We start from the raw sequence: 14,547 nt of genomic DNA, 5'->3' as shown, positions 1-14,547 counted from the left end.
ATGAGCACTTCCGGCGCCGGACCGGGGCGCAACCGCGCCCCGGTCCGGCGCTTTTTGCCGCCCGGAGTGGTGTGGGCCGCTGCCCTGCTGGCAGCGCCGTTCCTGAACGCCGACGGCGCCGCCGCCCTGGCCTGGGGTGCCGGGGCCGCTGTGCTGGTCAGCCTGTTCCCGTGGGCGCTGGTGCGGTTCCTGAACCTGCGCGGAGACCTGCGCCAAGGCCTCAGCCGGCTGGGTGCACCGCCGGTCATCCTTGGTGCCGCCGGAGCCTGCTACATGGTGTTGCTGATCATCCGATGGACCGAGGGCCCGCGCGCGCTGGCCGCCGTCCTGTTCTCCATGATCGCCGCGTATGCCATCACCGCCCTGGTGTCCCGGGTGATGCCGCTGGAATGGAAGGAGGTCACCTACGCGGCGGCCGCCGTCGTCCTCCCTGTTCTTCTCCTGGCGCTGTTTCCTGGCACCGCAGGGCTGTCCGCAGCCGCGGTCGCTGCAGGCCTGTGCGCGGCAGCACTCTTGTACGGCCGCCGGACAACTGCCGGCCGGACGGCCGCCGCCGCAGCAGTGGGACTGGCCGCCGGCGGGGGAGTCTTCCTCTGGCTGCTGGCGTACAGCCTCTAAACGTCCGGTCCCGCGGCACAAGAGACTAAACTGAAGAACATCATGACTAATCAGCCTTCACTTGCCGAACTGCCCACCGTCGATGACACCACGCCCGTGCGCGTGCGGTTCTGTCCGTCACCCACAGGGACCCCGCACGTGGGCCTGATCCGGACCGCATTGTTCAACTGGGCCTATGCCAAGCACACCGGCGGAACCATGGTGTTCCGCATCGAGGACACCGATACCGCCCGTGACAGCGAAGAGAGCTTCCTCCAGCTCCTGGACGCCCTCGACTGGCTGGGCATCACCTGGGATGAAGGCGTCAATGTGGGCGGGCCGCACGAGCCCTACCGCCAGTCCCAGCGCGGCGGGATCTACCAAGACGTCATCGCCAAGCTCAAGGATGCCGGGCACCTGTACGAGTCCTACTCCACCCCCGAGGAGATCGAGGCCCGGCACCGTGCCGCGGGCCGCGACATCAAACTCGGCTATGACAACTACGACCGAGAGCTGACCCCGGAGCAGATCGAGGCCTTCAAGGCCGAGGGTAGGCAGCCGGTGCTGCGCGTGCGCATGCCGGATGAGGACATCACCTTCAACGACCTGGTCCGCGGCGAAATCACCTTCAAGGCCGGCACCGTTCCCGACTTCGTGGTGGTCCGCGCCAACGGCGCCCCGCTCTACACGCTCGTGAACCCCGTTGATGATGCGCTCATGGGGATCACCCATGTGCTGCGCGGCGAGGACCTGCTCTCCTCCACCCCGCGCCAGATCGCGCTCTACCGCGCCCTGATCGACGTCGGAGTGGCCCAGTACATGCCGCTCTTCGGCCACCTGCCCTACGTCATGGGCGGCGGCAACAAGAAGCTCTCCAAGCGTGATCCGGAGTCGAGCCTCTTCCTGCACCGCGAACGCGGCTTCATCCCCGAAGGCCTGCTCAACTACCTTTCCCTGCTCGGCTGGTCGCTCTCCGCCGACGAGGACATCTTCACCGTCGATCAGCTGGTGGAGAAGTTCGACATCCATGATGTGCTGGCCAACCCGGCGCGCTTTGACCTGAAGAAGGCCGAGGCCATCAACGGCACCCACGTCCGCATGCTGGAGGCCGGAGACTTCCGCAACCGGCTGGTTCCCTACCTGCAGCAGGCCGGCCTGGTGGGGGAGACCCTCACCGCCCGCGAAGAGCAGATCCTCACCGAGGCTGCCCTGCTGATCCAGGAACGTATCACCCTGCTGGGCGAGGCCCCCGAGATGCTGGGCTTCCTGTTCAAGGCCGACGACGCCGTTGACGTAGCCGACGACGCCCGCAAGGGACTGCCCGCCAACCTCACCGAGGTGCTCGACGCAGCCCTGGCCGCACTGGAACCGGTAACGGACTGGACTGCCGAGAATATCCAGGCCGCCCTGCGCACCGCGCTGGTCGAGGAGATGGGCATCAAGCCGCGACTGGCATTCGGCCCGGTCCGCACCGCCGTTTCCGGCCGGCGAATCTCACCGCCGCTGTTTGAGTCCATGGTGATCCTGGGCAAGGAATCCTCGCTCGCACGGATCCGCGCCTTCCGCACCGCGGGCTAACTGCATGACACCGCAGCCGCAGGTCCACGGGGTGCTCTTCGACATCGATGAGACCCTCGTGGACCTGCAGGCCGCCATGGGCACCACACTTCGGACTCTGGCCGAGCAGGACCTGCCCCACTTCACCGAGACGGACTGGGCTGTGTACCAGGCCCTCTTCGCCGCGGACCCGCAGGGCTTTTACGACCAGTATCTGGCCGGCGAGCTGTCCTTCGCCGAACAACGCATCCGGCGCCTGCAGCACGCCCAGGTCAGCAGCGGCCTGCCAGAGCTTGACGACGACGCCGCGGAAGCGTGGAACGCCACCTACGAGTCAGTGTTGCCCCGGCACTTCCAAGCGTTCGACGACGTGGTCCCGCTGCTGGATGAGCTCGATGCCCGCGGCATTCCCTACGGGGCGGTGAGCAACAACGTGCACGACTACCAGCGGGCGAAGCTGGACGCCGCCGGTCTGCAGCGGATCGGGGTGCTCGTCGGCATCGACACTGTTGGAGTCGCCAAACCGGATCCGGCGATCTTCCTGGAGGGTGCACGCCTGCTCGGCACCGAGCCGGCGCAAACGTTCTACGTCGGGGACAACAGGCGGGTGGACGCCGAAGGCGCTGCTGACGCCGGCCTGCGGGGAGTCTGGCTGGACCGGCCGGGCAACCCCTCGCCCGTGCGCAGCGAAGCAGACGCCCGTCCGCTGCAGGGGATCTCCCGGATTGGCTCCCTGATGGAAGTGATCGGCCTAGTGGGGGCATGAACCGGCCGGTGTGCGGCTGCTGGGAGCGGTTTTGTACTTCCCCGGAAGGCGTGTATAGTTGTATCTCGTGCTGAGGGGTTGCAGCGGAGAGAAAATCCTCCAAAACAACCGAAAAGCGCAGTGGGATATGGTGTAATTGGCAACACATCGGTTTCTGGTACCGACATTCTAGGTTCGAGTCCTGGTATCCCAGCGGTTCTCATTTGATAAGTAATTATCGATTTGAAGATCAATGACAAGTGTGAAAAGCTTGTCGGGCTCAATTTTATAGTTGAGCAAATGGAAGCAAGACGCCTTAACGGGCAGAATGCTTGTGCTTTGGCCCCATCGTATAGCGGCCTAGTACGCTGCCCTCTCACGGCGGTAACGCGGGTTCGAATCCCGCTGGGGTCACCATCCAAACCAGCTCCGGAGTTTCTCCGGGGCTGGTTTTTTTGTACCCGTTTTCGGCCCGGTCCTTTCCCGTGACGCCCGTGATAAATTCCAGCAGGGACCGGTAGCGTTCCGATTCAGCTAAACCGAAGGAAACCCCCAGTGCCTACGGAAGCGCCAACAGTGGCGGACCTTGATGAAAAATCCCTCCTCGCGCGGATCTTCCCGCGGTTGGGCACACCCATCGCCCTGCTGGGGCCTGGGGACGATGCAGCTGTGATCGCCGCCGAAGACGGGCGGACCGTGATCTCCATCGACACCCTGGTCCAGGATGCCGATTTCCGACTGCTCTGGCCTTCCGGCTACCGCACCAGCGGTTTTGACGTCGGCTGGAAATGTGCGGCGCAGAACCTCTCCGACATTAATGCCATGGGCGCGGTGCCCACCTCCCTGGTGGTCAGCCTGACCCTTCCGGGCAGTACCGAGGTTGCCTGGGTGGAGGACCTCGCCGACGGACTCGCGGCGGCCATCCACGTCCTCGGCGCAACCGAGTGCTCCGTCGTCGGCGGGGACCTCGGCCGAGGCCGGGAAATCGTGGTCACCGCAGCCGTCACCGGCTCCCTGCAGGGACGGACTCCGGTGCTGCGCTCAGGCGCCCGGCCGGGCGACATTGTTGCCGTGGACGGAAGCCTGGGTCGGGCGGCAGGTGGCCTGGCTGTACTGGAAAGCCACGAGGATTATGCAGCCCTGATCGCCGACCCCACCGCTGAAAACCTTGCCTTGCTGGAACTGGCAACCAGCCAGTGCCGGCCCCGCCCACCCCTGGCCAGCGGCCCGCGTGCGGCGGAATCAGGTGCCACGGCCATGCTGGACATCTCGGACGGGCTGGTCCGCGATGCCGGGCGCATAGCCTCAGCCTCAGGGGTGGCCATCGAGTTGAACGCCGCAGCTGTTGCCCGGCACGCCGAGCCATTGCGGGCCGCCGCGTCGAGGTTGGGTGCCGACCCCCTGGACTGGGTCCTGGGCGGGGGAGAGGACCACGGGCTGCTGGCCTGCTTCCCGGCCGATTCCGAGCTCCCGGCGGGCTTTGAGCTGATCGGTGAAGTGCGAGACGGCGCTGGCGTCACCGTGGGCGGGCAGTCGCCGCAAACCATCGGCTGGGACCATTTCGGCGGGTAGCCAGGTGTGTCCGGTAGCCGGTTGCGCCAGGACGTTACCGCAGGATGTGCCGGCGGCGGACCCGCTCCGCCAGCGTGAGCAGCTCATCCCGCGACAGGTCCGGCAGCTGCTCCAGCTCGCGGATGAATTCGTCCAGGCTGGCGTTGGCCCGGGCCTTCAGGATCTCGCTGTAGTAGCCGACAATCACGCCCGTGGATAATGCCACCACAAGGATGCCGTAGAGCGAGACGAACACGGTCACCAGCCGGCCGAGCATGGTCACCGGCACCATGTCGCCATAGCCGATGGTGGTGAAGGATTCGAAGAGGAACCACAGGGCGTCACCGTAGTTGTGGATCTCCGGCTCCACCCGGGGGAGCACCAGCATGGCTCCGGCGAGTGCCAGCAGGAACCCGGTGAACACCCGTTCGGCGCCCGTGGCGCGGATGACGTTCCACAGCAAGCGCAGCCGTTTCATGGTTACCCCTCGAGTCGAAGGATTCCAGACTATGGCTGGTCGGTGTTTTTGCGCAGGGCCTCGGTAAGGGAGGCGGCCGCCCGGGTCACCACTTCGGCATGAATGCGGCCGGGCTGGCGCGTGAGGCGTTCGATCGGCCCGGAAATGGACACGGCGGCAATGACCCTTCCGGAGGGGCCGCGGACAGGGGCGGACACCGAGGCGACCCCCGGCTCGCGTTCGCCCAGGCTCTGCGCCCAGCCGCGCCGCCGCACGCCGGCGAGCACTGTGGGAGTGAAGCGGGCGTTGTGCAGGCCTTCGAGCAGGCGGTCATGATCCTCCCACGCCAATAGGCACTGGGCGGCGGATCCGGCCTTCATGGACAGCGACGTGCCCACCGGAATGGTGTCCCGCAGTCCGATCGGCCGTTCGGCCGAGGCGACACAGACCCGCCATTCCCCCTGCCGGCGGAACACCTGGGAGCTTTCACCGGTGGCGTCGCGCAGCGCCAGCAGCACCGGCCCGGAGGCGGCGATCAGGCGGTCCTCACCCGCGGCGGAGGCCAGCTCGACCAGCCGGCCGCCCAGCACAAAGCGTCCCTGGATGTCCCGGCCTACCAGCCGGTGGTGCGCCAGGGCGACGGCGAGGCGGTGCACGGTCGGCCTGGCCAGCCCGGTGGCGGTGACCAGCTGCGCCAGGGTGGTGGGGCCGGCCTCCAGCGCATCAAGTACGAGGGCTGCTTTGTCGATGACGCCCACGCCGCTGGCGGGGTTTCCGGTAATGTCCATGTGCTGATACTGCCGTCTCAGTATTTGAGATGCAAGTTGAAAAACTGGCGCGCCCACGGCCGGGACTGGTTCTCTTAAAACATCGACTCCGCGCGGCCGCTGTTCCGGCTCGCGGGAGGCACTTCACAAGGAGCATCGGCATGGGTGAGCACGCAGCAGGCAGGACGCTTGCAGAAAAAGTGTGGGACGAGCACGTGGTCGTCAAGGGCGAGGACGGTGCCCCCGACCTTCTCTACATCGATCTCCACCTCGTTCATGAGGTCACCTCACCGCAGGCCTTCGAAGGCCTGCGGCTGGCCGGCCGGAAGCTGCGGCGCCCGGACCTGACCATCGCCACCGAGGACCACAACACCCCCACGCTGGCGATCGACAAGCCGATCGCCGATCCGGTCAGCCGCACCCAGATCGAAACGCTGCGCGCCAACTGTGCCGAGTTCGGCGTCCGCCTCCATCCCCTCGGCGATGCCGAGCAGGGAATTGTCCATGTGGTGGGTCCGCAGCTGGGCCTGACCCAACCCGGCCAGACCGTGGTCTGCGGCGACTCCCACACCTCCACCCACGGAGCATTCGGCGCCCTGGCGATGGGCATCGGCACCTCCGAGGTGGAACATGTCATGGCCACCCAGACCCTGTCGCTGAAGCCCTTCAAGACCATGGCCGTGAACGTCGAGGGAACCCTGCGCCCCGGCGTCACCTCCAAGGACATCATCCTGGCCGTGATCGCCAAGATCGGCACCGGCGGCGGCCAGGGCTACGTGCTGGAATACCGTGGGTCAGCCATCCGGTCCCTGTCGATGGAGGCCCGGATGACCATCTGCAACATGTCCATCGAGGCCGGAGCCCGCGCGGGCATGGTGGCACCGGATGACACCACCTTCGCCTACCTGCAGCACAAGCCGCACGCGCCGCAGGGCGCTGACTGGGATGCCGCCGTCGCGCACTGGCGTTCCCTGGTGACCGACGACGACGCCGCCTTCGATGCCGAAGTGTTCCTGGACGCCGACACCCTCGAACCGTTTGTCACCTGGGGCACCAACCCCGGCCAGGGAGTCTCGCTCTCGGAGTCCGTTCCCTCTCCGGATGACTTCGCCGACGAAAACGCGAAGGCCGCAGCCGAACGGGCGCTCACCTATATGGACCTGGCGGCCGGCACGCCCATGAAGGACATCCGCGTGGACACCGTGTTCCTGGGCTCCTGTACCAACAGCCGGATCGAGGACCTGCGCATCGCCGCCGACATCATCCGTGGCCGGCAGAAGGATCCCGCCATCCGGATGATGGTGGTTCCCGGCTCGGCCCGTGTCCGCCTGGAAGCCGAGGCCGAAGGGCTGGACCGGGTCTTCAAGGACTTCGGCGCCGAGTGGCGCTTCGCCGGCTGCTCCATGTGCCTGGGCATGAACCCGGACCAGCTGGAACCGGGGGAGCGCTGCGCCTCCACCTCCAACCGCAACTTCGAAGGCCGGCAGGGCAAGGGCGGACGCACGCACCTGGTCTCACCGGTGGTGGCAGCGGCCACCGCGGTCCGCGGCACCCTGAGTTCGCCGTCGGACCTCGACCCCCTGCCCGGGGCGGCGGCAGCCGTTCCCGCAGCCCAGCCCGTCCAGCCTGCAGCGTAAGGAAGCCCGCCATGGAAAAAATCACCACCCACACCGGCATCGGCGTTCCGCTGCGGCAGTCCGATGTGGACACCGACCAGATCATCCCTGCGGTGTACCTCAAGCGCATCACCCGGACCGGCTTCGAGGATGCCCTCTTTGCCGGCTGGCGCAAGGACGAGAACTTCATCCTGAACCGCGAACCCTACAAATCGGGATCAGTCCTCGTTGCCGGGCCGGATTTCGGTACCGGTTCCTCGCGCGAACATGCCGTCTGGGCGCTGAAGGACTACGGCTTCCGGGCCGTGCTGTCCTCCCGCTTTGCCGACATTTTCCGGGGCAACTCCGGCAAGCAGGGCCTCGTTGCGGCGCAGCTGGCCCAGGACGACATCGAGCTCATCTGGAAAGTGCTGGAAAACTCCCCGGGCACTGAAGTCAGCGTGGACCTGGCCGCCCGCACCGTGGTCTGCGGATCGGTGACGGCGCCCTTCCAAATCGATGAATACACCCGGTGGCGGCTGCTTGAAGGATTGGATGATATTTCGCTCACCCTGCGCCACGAGTCGGATATCACAATGTTCGAGGCACACCGCCCATCCTTCAAACCGACAACGTTGCCGGCCCTGCGCTAGCGCCCCTGCAGGACGCCAAGAGAGCCCCGCCGGTTTCCGCCCCGGGCGGGGGACTCAGTAGGATTGATAGGCCCCCGACCCGGGGGCCTATCGGTTTTAACCCCTTGCGTACCCAGCCGGGACAAGAGCAGGAAACGGCCCGCGCACGGGGTGCCGATATTTCAGTATGTGGACGCTTGCTCCTATGCTTGAGTGCAGTCTCTCTTTGCTGTTGGGGCAATTTATGAAAAAAGAAATTAGGTGTTCATGGGTAGCGTTCTAACCATCCGTGGTGGAGTTCCTCTCACAGGAAAAGTCCCCGTCCGCGGAGCGAAGAACCTCGTTCCCAAGGCCATGGTCGCAGCACTGCTGGGCAACAGCCCTTCACTGCTGCGCAACGTTCCGGAAATCAAGGACGTTGAGGTAGTCACCTCGCTGTTGAAGCTGCACGGCGTCGAGGTTACCAAGGACCCCGTGACCGGTGACCTGACCATGGATCCACAGAACGCGAAGACGGCGGCCTCCAAGGACATCGACGCCCACGCCGGTGATTCCCGGATTCCGATCCTGCTCTGCGGTCCGTTGATGCACAGCCTCGGCGAGGCCTTTATCCCGGATCTGGGCGGCTGCAAAATCGGCGACCGGCCGATCGATTTCCATCTCCAGATGCTGCGGAACTTCGGTGCCGTGGTGGAGAAGCGTCCCGGCGGTATTTCCATTTCCGCGCCCAAGGGCCTCACGGGTGCCAAGGTGGAACTGCCCTACCCGAGCGTCGGTGCCACCGAGCAGGTGCTGCTGACCGCCGTCAAGGCCGTGGGGATCACTGAGCTGCGCGGTGCCGCAGTGGAGCCCGAGATCCTGGACCTCATTGCCGTGCTGCAGAAGATGGGCGCGATCATCACGGTCCAGACGGACCGCGTGATCCGCATCGAGGGTGTCTCCGAGCTGAGCGGATACAACCACCGCGCCCTGCCCGACCGCAACGAAGCCGCCTCCTGGGCCTCCGCTGCCCTGGTCACCAAGGGTGACATTTACGTGGAAGGCGCGTCGCAGCAGGATCTCACGGCCTTCCTGAACACCTACCGCAAAGTGGGCGGGGCATTCGACGTCGACGACGGCGGGATCCGCTTCTACCATCCCGGCGGGGCGCTAAACCCGCTGGTGCTGGAAACCGATGTCCACCCCGGCTTCATGACCGACTGGCAGCAGCCGCTGGTGGTTGCCCTGACCCAGGCTGAAGGCGTGTCGATTGTCCACGAAACGGTTTACGAGAACCGTTTCGGCTTCACGGAGGCCCTGATCCGCATGGGCGCGAACATCCAGGTCCACCGCGAGTGTCTCGGCAGCGTCCCGTGCCGCTTCGGCCAGCGGAATTTCCTGCACTCGGCTGTCATCTCCGGCCCCGTAAAGCTCAAGGGTGCCGACATCGACATTCCGGATCTCCGCGGCGGCTTCAGCCACCTCATCGCAGCCTTGGCTGCCGAGGGCACCTCACGGGTGACAGGGATTGAACTGATCAACCGCGGCTACGAGCATTTCCTCGACAAGCTTGAGGGGCTCGGGGCGGACTTCGACGTCACTCCGGCTTCAGCCGAAGCAAGGTAGCCGCCGCCATGCCTGAGTCGGTCAAATCGCGGGTGGCGTTCGCCCTGTTGGCGAACAGCATGCGGCCGGTGATGAATCTGCTGCTGAGCAAGCAGTGGGAAGGGTTGGAAAACCTGCCCCGGGACACCGGATTCATCGCCTGCCCCAACCATGTGACAGAGATCGACCCGGTAGTAGTGGGGCATTTCTTCTACAACCAGAAGATCATGCCCCACTATCTGGCCAAGGCATCGCTGTTTAAGGTGCCCGTTTTCGGAGCGGCTCTTCGTGCCACCAACCAAGTGCCGGTTGAGCGCGTCACCACCGGAGCCTCGGCGTCCCTGACCAGTGCCCGCAAAGTGATCGATACCGGGGGAGCGCTCATCGTCTACCCCGAAGGAACGCTGACCCGGGACCCGGACCTCTGGCCCATGCGCGGACGGACCGGAGCCGCCCGGCTGGCGTTGCAGACAGGCGCCCCGGTGATTCCGGTGGCGCATTGGGGTGCCGAGGCACTGGTGCCCCGCTACAGCAAGCGCCTGAGGCTGTTTCCGCGCAAGACAGTGCGGCTGCGCGTTGGTGCTCCGGTGGACATGTCCGACCTGCGGGGTCAGCCAATGACGAAGGCACTGCTGGATACCGCTACAGAGCGGATCATGAACAGCCTCACCGAGATGGTTGCCGAGCTGCGGAACGAAAAGGCCCCCATCACCCGCTGGGATCCGGCCATCAAGGGCCAAGCTGCCACCGGCAGGAATTTTGAGCATCCCCGGGATTTTGAGCAGCCCAGGGTTACCAAGCAGGACGGAACGGAAGAGAAATGACCCCCCGCAACGACTACCCCTCAACCGTGGCGGTACTTGGCGCCGGCAGCTGGGGAACCACCTTCGCCAAGATCGTGGCCGACGCCGGGGCTGAACGCCGCACCGACGTCCGGCTCTGGGCCCGCCGCCCGGAAATTGCCGCCGAGATCAATGACGGACACCGCAACACCCAGTACCTCAAGGACACGGTGCTGCCCGGAAACCTCACCGCGTCCGCCGACCCCGCAGAAGTGCTCAAGGGCGCCGAACTCGTGGTGCTGGCGGTTCCCGCGCAGACCCTGCGCGCCCAGCTGCGCCAGATCAGGGACCTGATCCCGGCAGGCGCCGTCGTCGTGTCCCTGATGAAGGGACTGGAAGTCGGTACCGACTCACGGATGAGCCAGGTCATCGAGCAGGAGTTGCATTGGCCCGAAGACCGGGTGGCGGTCATTTCCGGGCCGAACCTGGCCATGGAAATCGCCAACCGGCAGCCGACGGCGTCAGTGGTGGCCTGCTCTGACCTGGACACCGCGGCCTGGATCGCGCGGGCGTGCACCGCTCCGTACTTCCGCCCGTACACCAACACCGACGTGGTGGGCACGGAAATCGGCGGCATCGTCAAGAACGTTATTGCCCTGGCCGTGGGCATCTGCGAAGGCAAGGGCATGGGGGATAACACCAAGGCCTCGGTGATGACCCGCGGCCTGGCCGAAACCACCCGGCTCGCGCTGGCGCTGGGCGGCAGTGCCGAAACCATGTCCGGGCTGGCCGGTATGGGCGACCTCATCGCCACCTGCTCCTCGCCGCTTTCACGCAACCACACGGCCGGCCGGCTCCTGGCCCAGGGCCTGACGCTGGAGGAAGTCAACGCTTCCATGAAGCAGACAGCGGAAGGCATCAAATCCGCGCAGGCAGTCCTGGACCGGGCCACCCAGCTTGGCGTCTACATGCCGATCACCGAAAACGTTGTGGCCGTGCTGCAGGGCGCCATATCCGTTGATGAACTGGGGCCGCGCCTGCTGTCCCGCGAACTGAAATCCGAAGGTGTGCACACCCCGTGACCATTGAGCCCCTGAACCCCGAGACCGGTGTTGTCCCAGGCACCGCCGATTCTGATGGCACCGGCCGCCGCCCCCGCGTCGCCGTGCTGTTCGGCGGCCGGTCCAGCGAACATTCGGTGAGCTGCGTGACCGCCGCCGGCGTGCTGGAAGCCATCGACCGCAATAAGTACGACGTCGTTCCCGTGGGCATCGCGCGCAACGGCCAGTGGTCCCTGGTGTCGGCGGATCCGTCCACCTGGTCCCTGCGGTCGCAGACACTGCCCGAGGTGACGGTCGGCACCGAGTCCGTGGTGCTCTCCGCGGACGGCACAAGTTCCGAACTAGTGGCCCACGCCGACGGCACCCTGCCGCGCAGCCTGGGCCGCATCGACGTCGTCTTCCCCGTGCTGCACGGACCGTTCGGCGAGGACGGAACCCTGCAGGGCATGCTGGAGATGGCGGATATCCGATACGTCGGCGCCGGCGTCCTGGCGTCGGCAGTGGGAATGGACAAGCACTTCATGAAGGTGGTGTTTGAATCCGCCGGGCTGAAGGTTGGACCCTACGAGGTCATCACGGACCGGCAGTGGCAGAAGGACGCCTCCGCCGCCCTGGAGCGCGCAGCGCGGCTGACGTTCCCGCTGTTTGTGAAACCGGCACGCGGTGGCTCCTCCATGGGCATCACCCGGGTCACGGATCCGACCGGTCTGCGGGCCGCGGTGGAAACGGCACGTGAACACGACCCGAAGGTTGTCGTCGAGGCCGGCATCACCGGCCGCGAGATCGAGGTGGCAGTCCTGCAGGGCCGCGGTACCGATGATCCCCGCACCAGCCACCCCGGCGAAATCGCCGTGCAGCACGGCGGACACGAATGGTATGACTTCGAAGCCAAGTATGTGGACGGCACGGCAGCTGAGCTCAGCTGCCCGGCCGACCTGCCGGCGGAAATCTCCGAGCGGGTCCGCGCCCTGGCTGCTCTCGGGTTTGAGGCCGTGGGCGCCGAGGGCCTGTCCCGGGTGGACTTCTTCTACACGCCGGAGGGGGAGCTGATCATCAATGAGATCAACACCATGCCCGGCTTCACCCCGGTCAGCATGTACCCGCAGATGTGGGCCAAATCCGGACTGCAGTACACCGAACTGATCGACGAACTCATCTCCCTGGCGCTGGAGCGGAAAACCGGACTGCGCTAGTCGCAGACGGCGCAGGTCCCCGCGGGGCCGCTACTGCGCGGGCAGCTGGAGATCGTTGCTGCTGACGCACTCGCGCGTCGGCTCGATCCGCGACACAGCGTTTTCCAGCTGTACCAGCAGGGTTGATGAGGAAACCTCTTCCGGATTGAACACCACTTCGATGGCTGGTTCCCGGCCGTAAGTGGTGGCGGTCCACATGGTTTCCTCTTCCTGCAGGATCCAGTCGATTCCGTTGACCGTGGCGCACTGCTCGGTGGTGGGGCCGGGAACCGGAACCCCGCACCGCAGGATGATCTTCGAGGGGTCGCCCCAGGCCGCACTGGACTGGCTGTCCGTCTCACGCTGCTGCTCGTCCGCCAATACGGACGGCAGGGAAACCATGACAATCGCGCAGTCCGGATTCGCGGCGTCGGCCGCCGGTTCGACGTCGGCGATCGGAGTGCAGGCCGTAAGGGCGGCTGCGAGAGTAAGGAGGGCTGCCGGCAGGGCAACGCGGGAGGAGAACATGCCTTCAAGGTTATCCGGCGAAGATGCACAGCCCGGAATCGGAGGATCGCGCCGGGACCGCTAGGCTTCTACTGCAGCTACCGGCTGCAGCTGACAGAGGGAGTTTTTGTGGCGCAGTACATTCAGGAGGATTACGAGGCACCGGTCAAGCGGCGTCGCGGGCATCCGATCCGCAACCTGTTCATGGTCCTGATCGTCCTCTTGGTCATCGCTGCCCTGGTGGCCGGAGGCTACCTCTGGAACCTGGCCCGCAGCTTCGACAGCGGCACCACGACCATAGACAATGCCCTTCCGGCCGAGAGTCCGTTGAAGGACCCGGCGGCGGGGGATTCGCAGAACATACTCCTGATCGGCAGCGACACCCGCGATCCGGCGTCCGACGACGCCCGTTCCGACACCATGATGCTGGTTCACCTGCCCGGGGACCGCAGCGGCGTCTACGTGATGTCGATCATGCGTGACACCTGGACCGAGATTCCCGGCTACGGCGAGCACAAGATCAATGCGGCCATGGCCTTTGGCGGAGTTCCCCTGGTGGTGGATACCGTCCAGACGCTCTTCGATGCCCCGATCGACCACGTGGCCATCATTGATTTTGAGGGCTTCAAGGGCCTGACCGATGCGCTCGGGGGAGTCGAGGTGAACAACCCGGCGGCTTTTACCTCCAGCGGAGAAAGCGGCGAGTACTTCCCTGCAGGAACCGTTTCCCTGGAGGGGGACTCCGCGCTGAGCTTTGTGCGGGAGCGGTATGCCTTTACCGACGGTGACTACCAGCGGGTGCGCAACCAGCAGGCCTTTGTCAGGGGCCTCCTGGGAACAATGCTGACCAAAGAGACCTTGACCAGCCCCGGAACCATCAACAAGTCAGTAGCCGAGATAGCCCCGTACCTCAGTGTGGATGAGGAACTGGATGCGGCCGCCGCAGGAGGCCTTGCCTTCTCACTGCGTAACGTCCGCAACGCCGACATCTCAATGTTCACCCTGCCGACCCAGGGCGTGGGAACGTCCAGCGACGGGCAGTCGATTGTGATCAAGGACGAGACCGCCATCGCGGAAATAGCCGATGCTTTGGACAGCGATGCCATGGAACAGTACTTTGAGGCCCACAATGCGGGAGTTTGACATGCGGGCCGGCGGTTGGAAGCGGCGGGCCGGAACAGCTGTAATGGCTGCCGCACTCCTTACCTCCTTGACTGCCGGCCCGGCTCTGGCGCAGGAGGAAGGTGAACCACCTGCCGAGGCACCGGTTGAAAGTCCAGCTGTGCCGCAGTTGCCGCCCGTTGAGGAGCAGCCACCTGCTCCCGCACCGGAACCCGTTCCGGCTCCGGTTCCGGCTCCGGTGCCGGCACCTGCCCCCGCACCGGCTCCTGTGACTGAAGCGGCGCCCAAGCCTGTGCCGGCACCCGCTCCGGCCGCCATCGACCCGGCTACCGGATTCGCAGTTGACGGTGGCACCGGGTTTTTGATTCATCCGGACACCGGTTGGCTGATCGAGGGAGGAACCGGATACCTTATCGAT

Annotated in this window: 14 protein-coding genes and 2 tRNA genes; 13 read left to right on the top strand and 3 right to left on the bottom strand. The window is 65.6% G+C overall.

What is annotated here, in order from left to right; genetic code table 11:
- From KKR91_RS11505 to KKR91_RS11480, 6 genes are all read left to right on the top strand, one after another.
- The gene (locus KKR91_RS11505) at nt 1-618 is read left to right on the top strand and encodes a hypothetical protein (RefSeq protein WP_210229676.1); all 618 of its coding nucleotides are present in this window, start codon (nt 1-3) and stop codon (nt 616-618) included.
- Between the two features lie 42 nt (nt 619-660).
- The gene (gene gltX, locus KKR91_RS11500; RefSeq protein WP_210229675.1) at nt 661-2,175 is read left to right on the top strand and encodes a glutamate--tRNA ligase; all 1,515 of its coding nucleotides are present in this window, start codon (nt 661-663) and stop codon (nt 2,173-2,175) included.
- Nucleotides 2,176-2,179: 4 nt separating this feature from the next.
- The gene (locus KKR91_RS11495) at nt 2,180-2,920 is read left to right on the top strand and encodes an HAD family hydrolase (RefSeq protein ID WP_210229674.1); all 741 of its coding nucleotides are present in this window, start codon (nt 2,180-2,182) and stop codon (nt 2,918-2,920) included.
- Nucleotides 2,921-3,041: 121 nt separating this feature from the next.
- Nucleotides 3,042-3,113: transfer RNA gene (locus KKR91_RS11490), tRNA-Gln, on the top strand.
- 127 nt (nt 3,114-3,240) lie between these two features.
- Nucleotides 3,241-3,316, top strand: a tRNA-Glu gene (locus tag KKR91_RS11485).
- Between the two features lie 138 nt (nt 3,317-3,454).
- On the top strand, nt 3,455-4,471 hold the full coding sequence (locus KKR91_RS11480) for a thiamine-phosphate kinase (protein ID WP_210229673.1): 1,017 nt from the start codon (nt 3,455-3,457) through the stop codon (nt 4,469-4,471).
- 34 nt (nt 4,472-4,505) lie between these two features.
- On the opposite strand, the gene KKR91_RS11475 is transcribed toward KKR91_RS11480, so the two are convergent.
- Complete coding sequence (locus tag KKR91_RS11475; RefSeq protein ID WP_210229672.1) at nt 4,506-4,928, bottom strand: potassium channel family protein; 423 nt, start codon at nt 4,926-4,928, stop codon at nt 4,506-4,508.
- 29 nt (nt 4,929-4,957) lie between these two features.
- Nucleotides 4,958-5,695: an IclR family transcriptional regulator gene (locus KKR91_RS11470; RefSeq protein WP_210229671.1), complete on the bottom strand. Its 738-nt coding sequence runs from the start codon at nt 5,693-5,695 to the stop codon at nt 4,958-4,960.
- A 140-nt stretch (nt 5,696-5,835) separates the two neighbouring features.
- Here KKR91_RS11470 and leuC point away from each other — a divergent pair, with 140 nt between their 5' ends.
- The 6 genes from leuC to KKR91_RS11440 all read left to right on the top strand — a co-directional run bounded on the left by leuC (nt 5,836) and on the right by KKR91_RS11440 (nt 12,521).
- Nucleotides 5,836-7,311: a 3-isopropylmalate dehydratase large subunit gene (leuC, locus tag KKR91_RS11465; RefSeq protein ID WP_210229670.1), complete on the top strand. Its 1,476-nt coding sequence runs from the start codon at nt 5,836-5,838 to the stop codon at nt 7,309-7,311.
- Between the two features lie 11 nt (nt 7,312-7,322).
- The gene (leuD, locus tag KKR91_RS11460) at nt 7,323-7,922 is read left to right on the top strand and encodes a 3-isopropylmalate dehydratase small subunit (RefSeq protein WP_210229668.1); all 600 of its coding nucleotides are present in this window, start codon (nt 7,323-7,325) and stop codon (nt 7,920-7,922) included.
- A 246-nt stretch (nt 7,923-8,168) separates the two neighbouring features.
- Nucleotides 8,169-9,506: a UDP-N-acetylglucosamine 1-carboxyvinyltransferase gene (gene murA / locus KKR91_RS11455; protein ID WP_210229666.1), complete on the top strand. Its 1,338-nt coding sequence runs from the start codon at nt 8,169-8,171 to the stop codon at nt 9,504-9,506.
- 8 nt (nt 9,507-9,514) lie between these two features.
- Nucleotides 9,515-10,309, top strand: coding sequence for a lysophospholipid acyltransferase family protein (locus tag KKR91_RS11450; RefSeq protein ID WP_210229664.1), 795 nt, complete (start codon nt 9,515-9,517; stop codon nt 10,307-10,309).
- Nucleotides 10,306-11,349 carry an NAD(P)H-dependent glycerol-3-phosphate dehydrogenase gene (locus tag KKR91_RS11445; RefSeq protein WP_210229663.1) on the top strand — a complete coding sequence of 348 codons (1,044 nt, stop codon included), beginning with the start codon at nt 10,306-10,308 and terminating at the stop codon, nt 11,347-11,349. Before KKR91_RS11450 ends, KKR91_RS11445 begins: the two co-directional genes overlap by 4 nt.
- A gap of 11 nt (nt 11,350-11,360) precedes the next feature.
- Nucleotides 11,361-12,521 (top strand): D-alanine--D-alanine ligase family protein, encoded by a 1,161-nt coding sequence (locus KKR91_RS11440; protein WP_210229840.1) that lies wholly within the window; start codon nt 11,361-11,363, stop codon nt 12,519-12,521.
- Between the two features lie 30 nt (nt 12,522-12,551).
- Here KKR91_RS11440 and KKR91_RS11435 read toward each other — a convergent pair whose 3' ends face one another.
- Nucleotides 12,552-13,028, bottom strand: a complete 477-nt coding sequence (locus tag KKR91_RS11435; RefSeq protein ID WP_210229661.1) for a DUF3515 family protein — start codon at nt 13,026-13,028, stop codon at nt 12,552-12,554.
- A gap of 108 nt (nt 13,029-13,136) precedes the next feature.
- Here KKR91_RS11435 and KKR91_RS11430 point away from each other — a divergent pair, with 108 nt between their 5' ends.
- On the top strand, nt 13,137-14,150 hold the full coding sequence (locus tag KKR91_RS11430) for an LCP family protein (RefSeq protein ID WP_237687358.1): 1,014 nt from the start codon (nt 13,137-13,139) through the stop codon (nt 14,148-14,150).
- The last annotated feature ends 397 nt before the right edge of the window (nt 14,151-14,547 follow it).

Source organism: Arthrobacter jiangjiafuii (assembly GCF_018622995.1).
Taxonomy (GTDB): domain Bacteria; phylum Actinomycetota; class Actinomycetes; order Actinomycetales; family Micrococcaceae; genus Arthrobacter_B; species Arthrobacter_B jiangjiafuii.
The sequence above is the reverse complement of the archived record's forward strand: the minus strand, read 5'-3'. Positions and strand labels throughout refer to the sequence as shown.

Bases quoted from the DNA above. Each gene is read 5' to 3' on its own strand.
- KKR91_RS11505 (WP_210229676.1), top strand. From the start codon at position 1: ATGAGCACTTCCGGCGCCGGACCGGGGCGCAACCGCGCCCCGGTCCGG.
- gltX (WP_210229675.1), top strand. From the start codon at position 661: ATGACTAATCAGCCTTCACTTGCCGAACTGCCCACCGTCGATGACACC.
- KKR91_RS11495 (WP_210229674.1), top strand. From the start codon at position 2,180: ATGACACCGCAGCCGCAGGTCCACGGGGTGCTCTTCGACATCGATGAG.
- KKR91_RS11475 (WP_210229672.1), bottom strand. From the start codon at position 4,928: ATGAAACGGCTGCGCTTGCTGTGGAACGTCATCCGCGCCACGGGCGCC.
- KKR91_RS11470 (WP_210229671.1), bottom strand. From the start codon at position 5,695: ATGGACATTACCGGAAACCCCGCCAGCGGCGTGGGCGTCATCGACAAA.
- leuC (WP_210229670.1), top strand. From the start codon at position 5,836: ATGGGTGAGCACGCAGCAGGCAGGACGCTTGCAGAAAAAGTGTGGGAC.
- leuD (WP_210229668.1), top strand. From the start codon at position 7,323: ATGGAAAAAATCACCACCCACACCGGCATCGGCGTTCCGCTGCGGCAG.
- murA (WP_210229666.1), top strand. From the start codon at position 8,169: ATGGGTAGCGTTCTAACCATCCGTGGTGGAGTTCCTCTCACAGGAAAA.
- KKR91_RS11450 (WP_210229664.1), top strand. From the start codon at position 9,515: ATGCCTGAGTCGGTCAAATCGCGGGTGGCGTTCGCCCTGTTGGCGAAC.
- KKR91_RS11445 (WP_210229663.1), top strand. From the start codon at position 10,306: ATGACCCCCCGCAACGACTACCCCTCAACCGTGGCGGTACTTGGCGCC.
- KKR91_RS11435 (WP_210229661.1), bottom strand. From the start codon at position 13,028: ATGTTCTCCTCCCGCGTTGCCCTGCCGGCAGCCCTCCTTACTCTCGCA.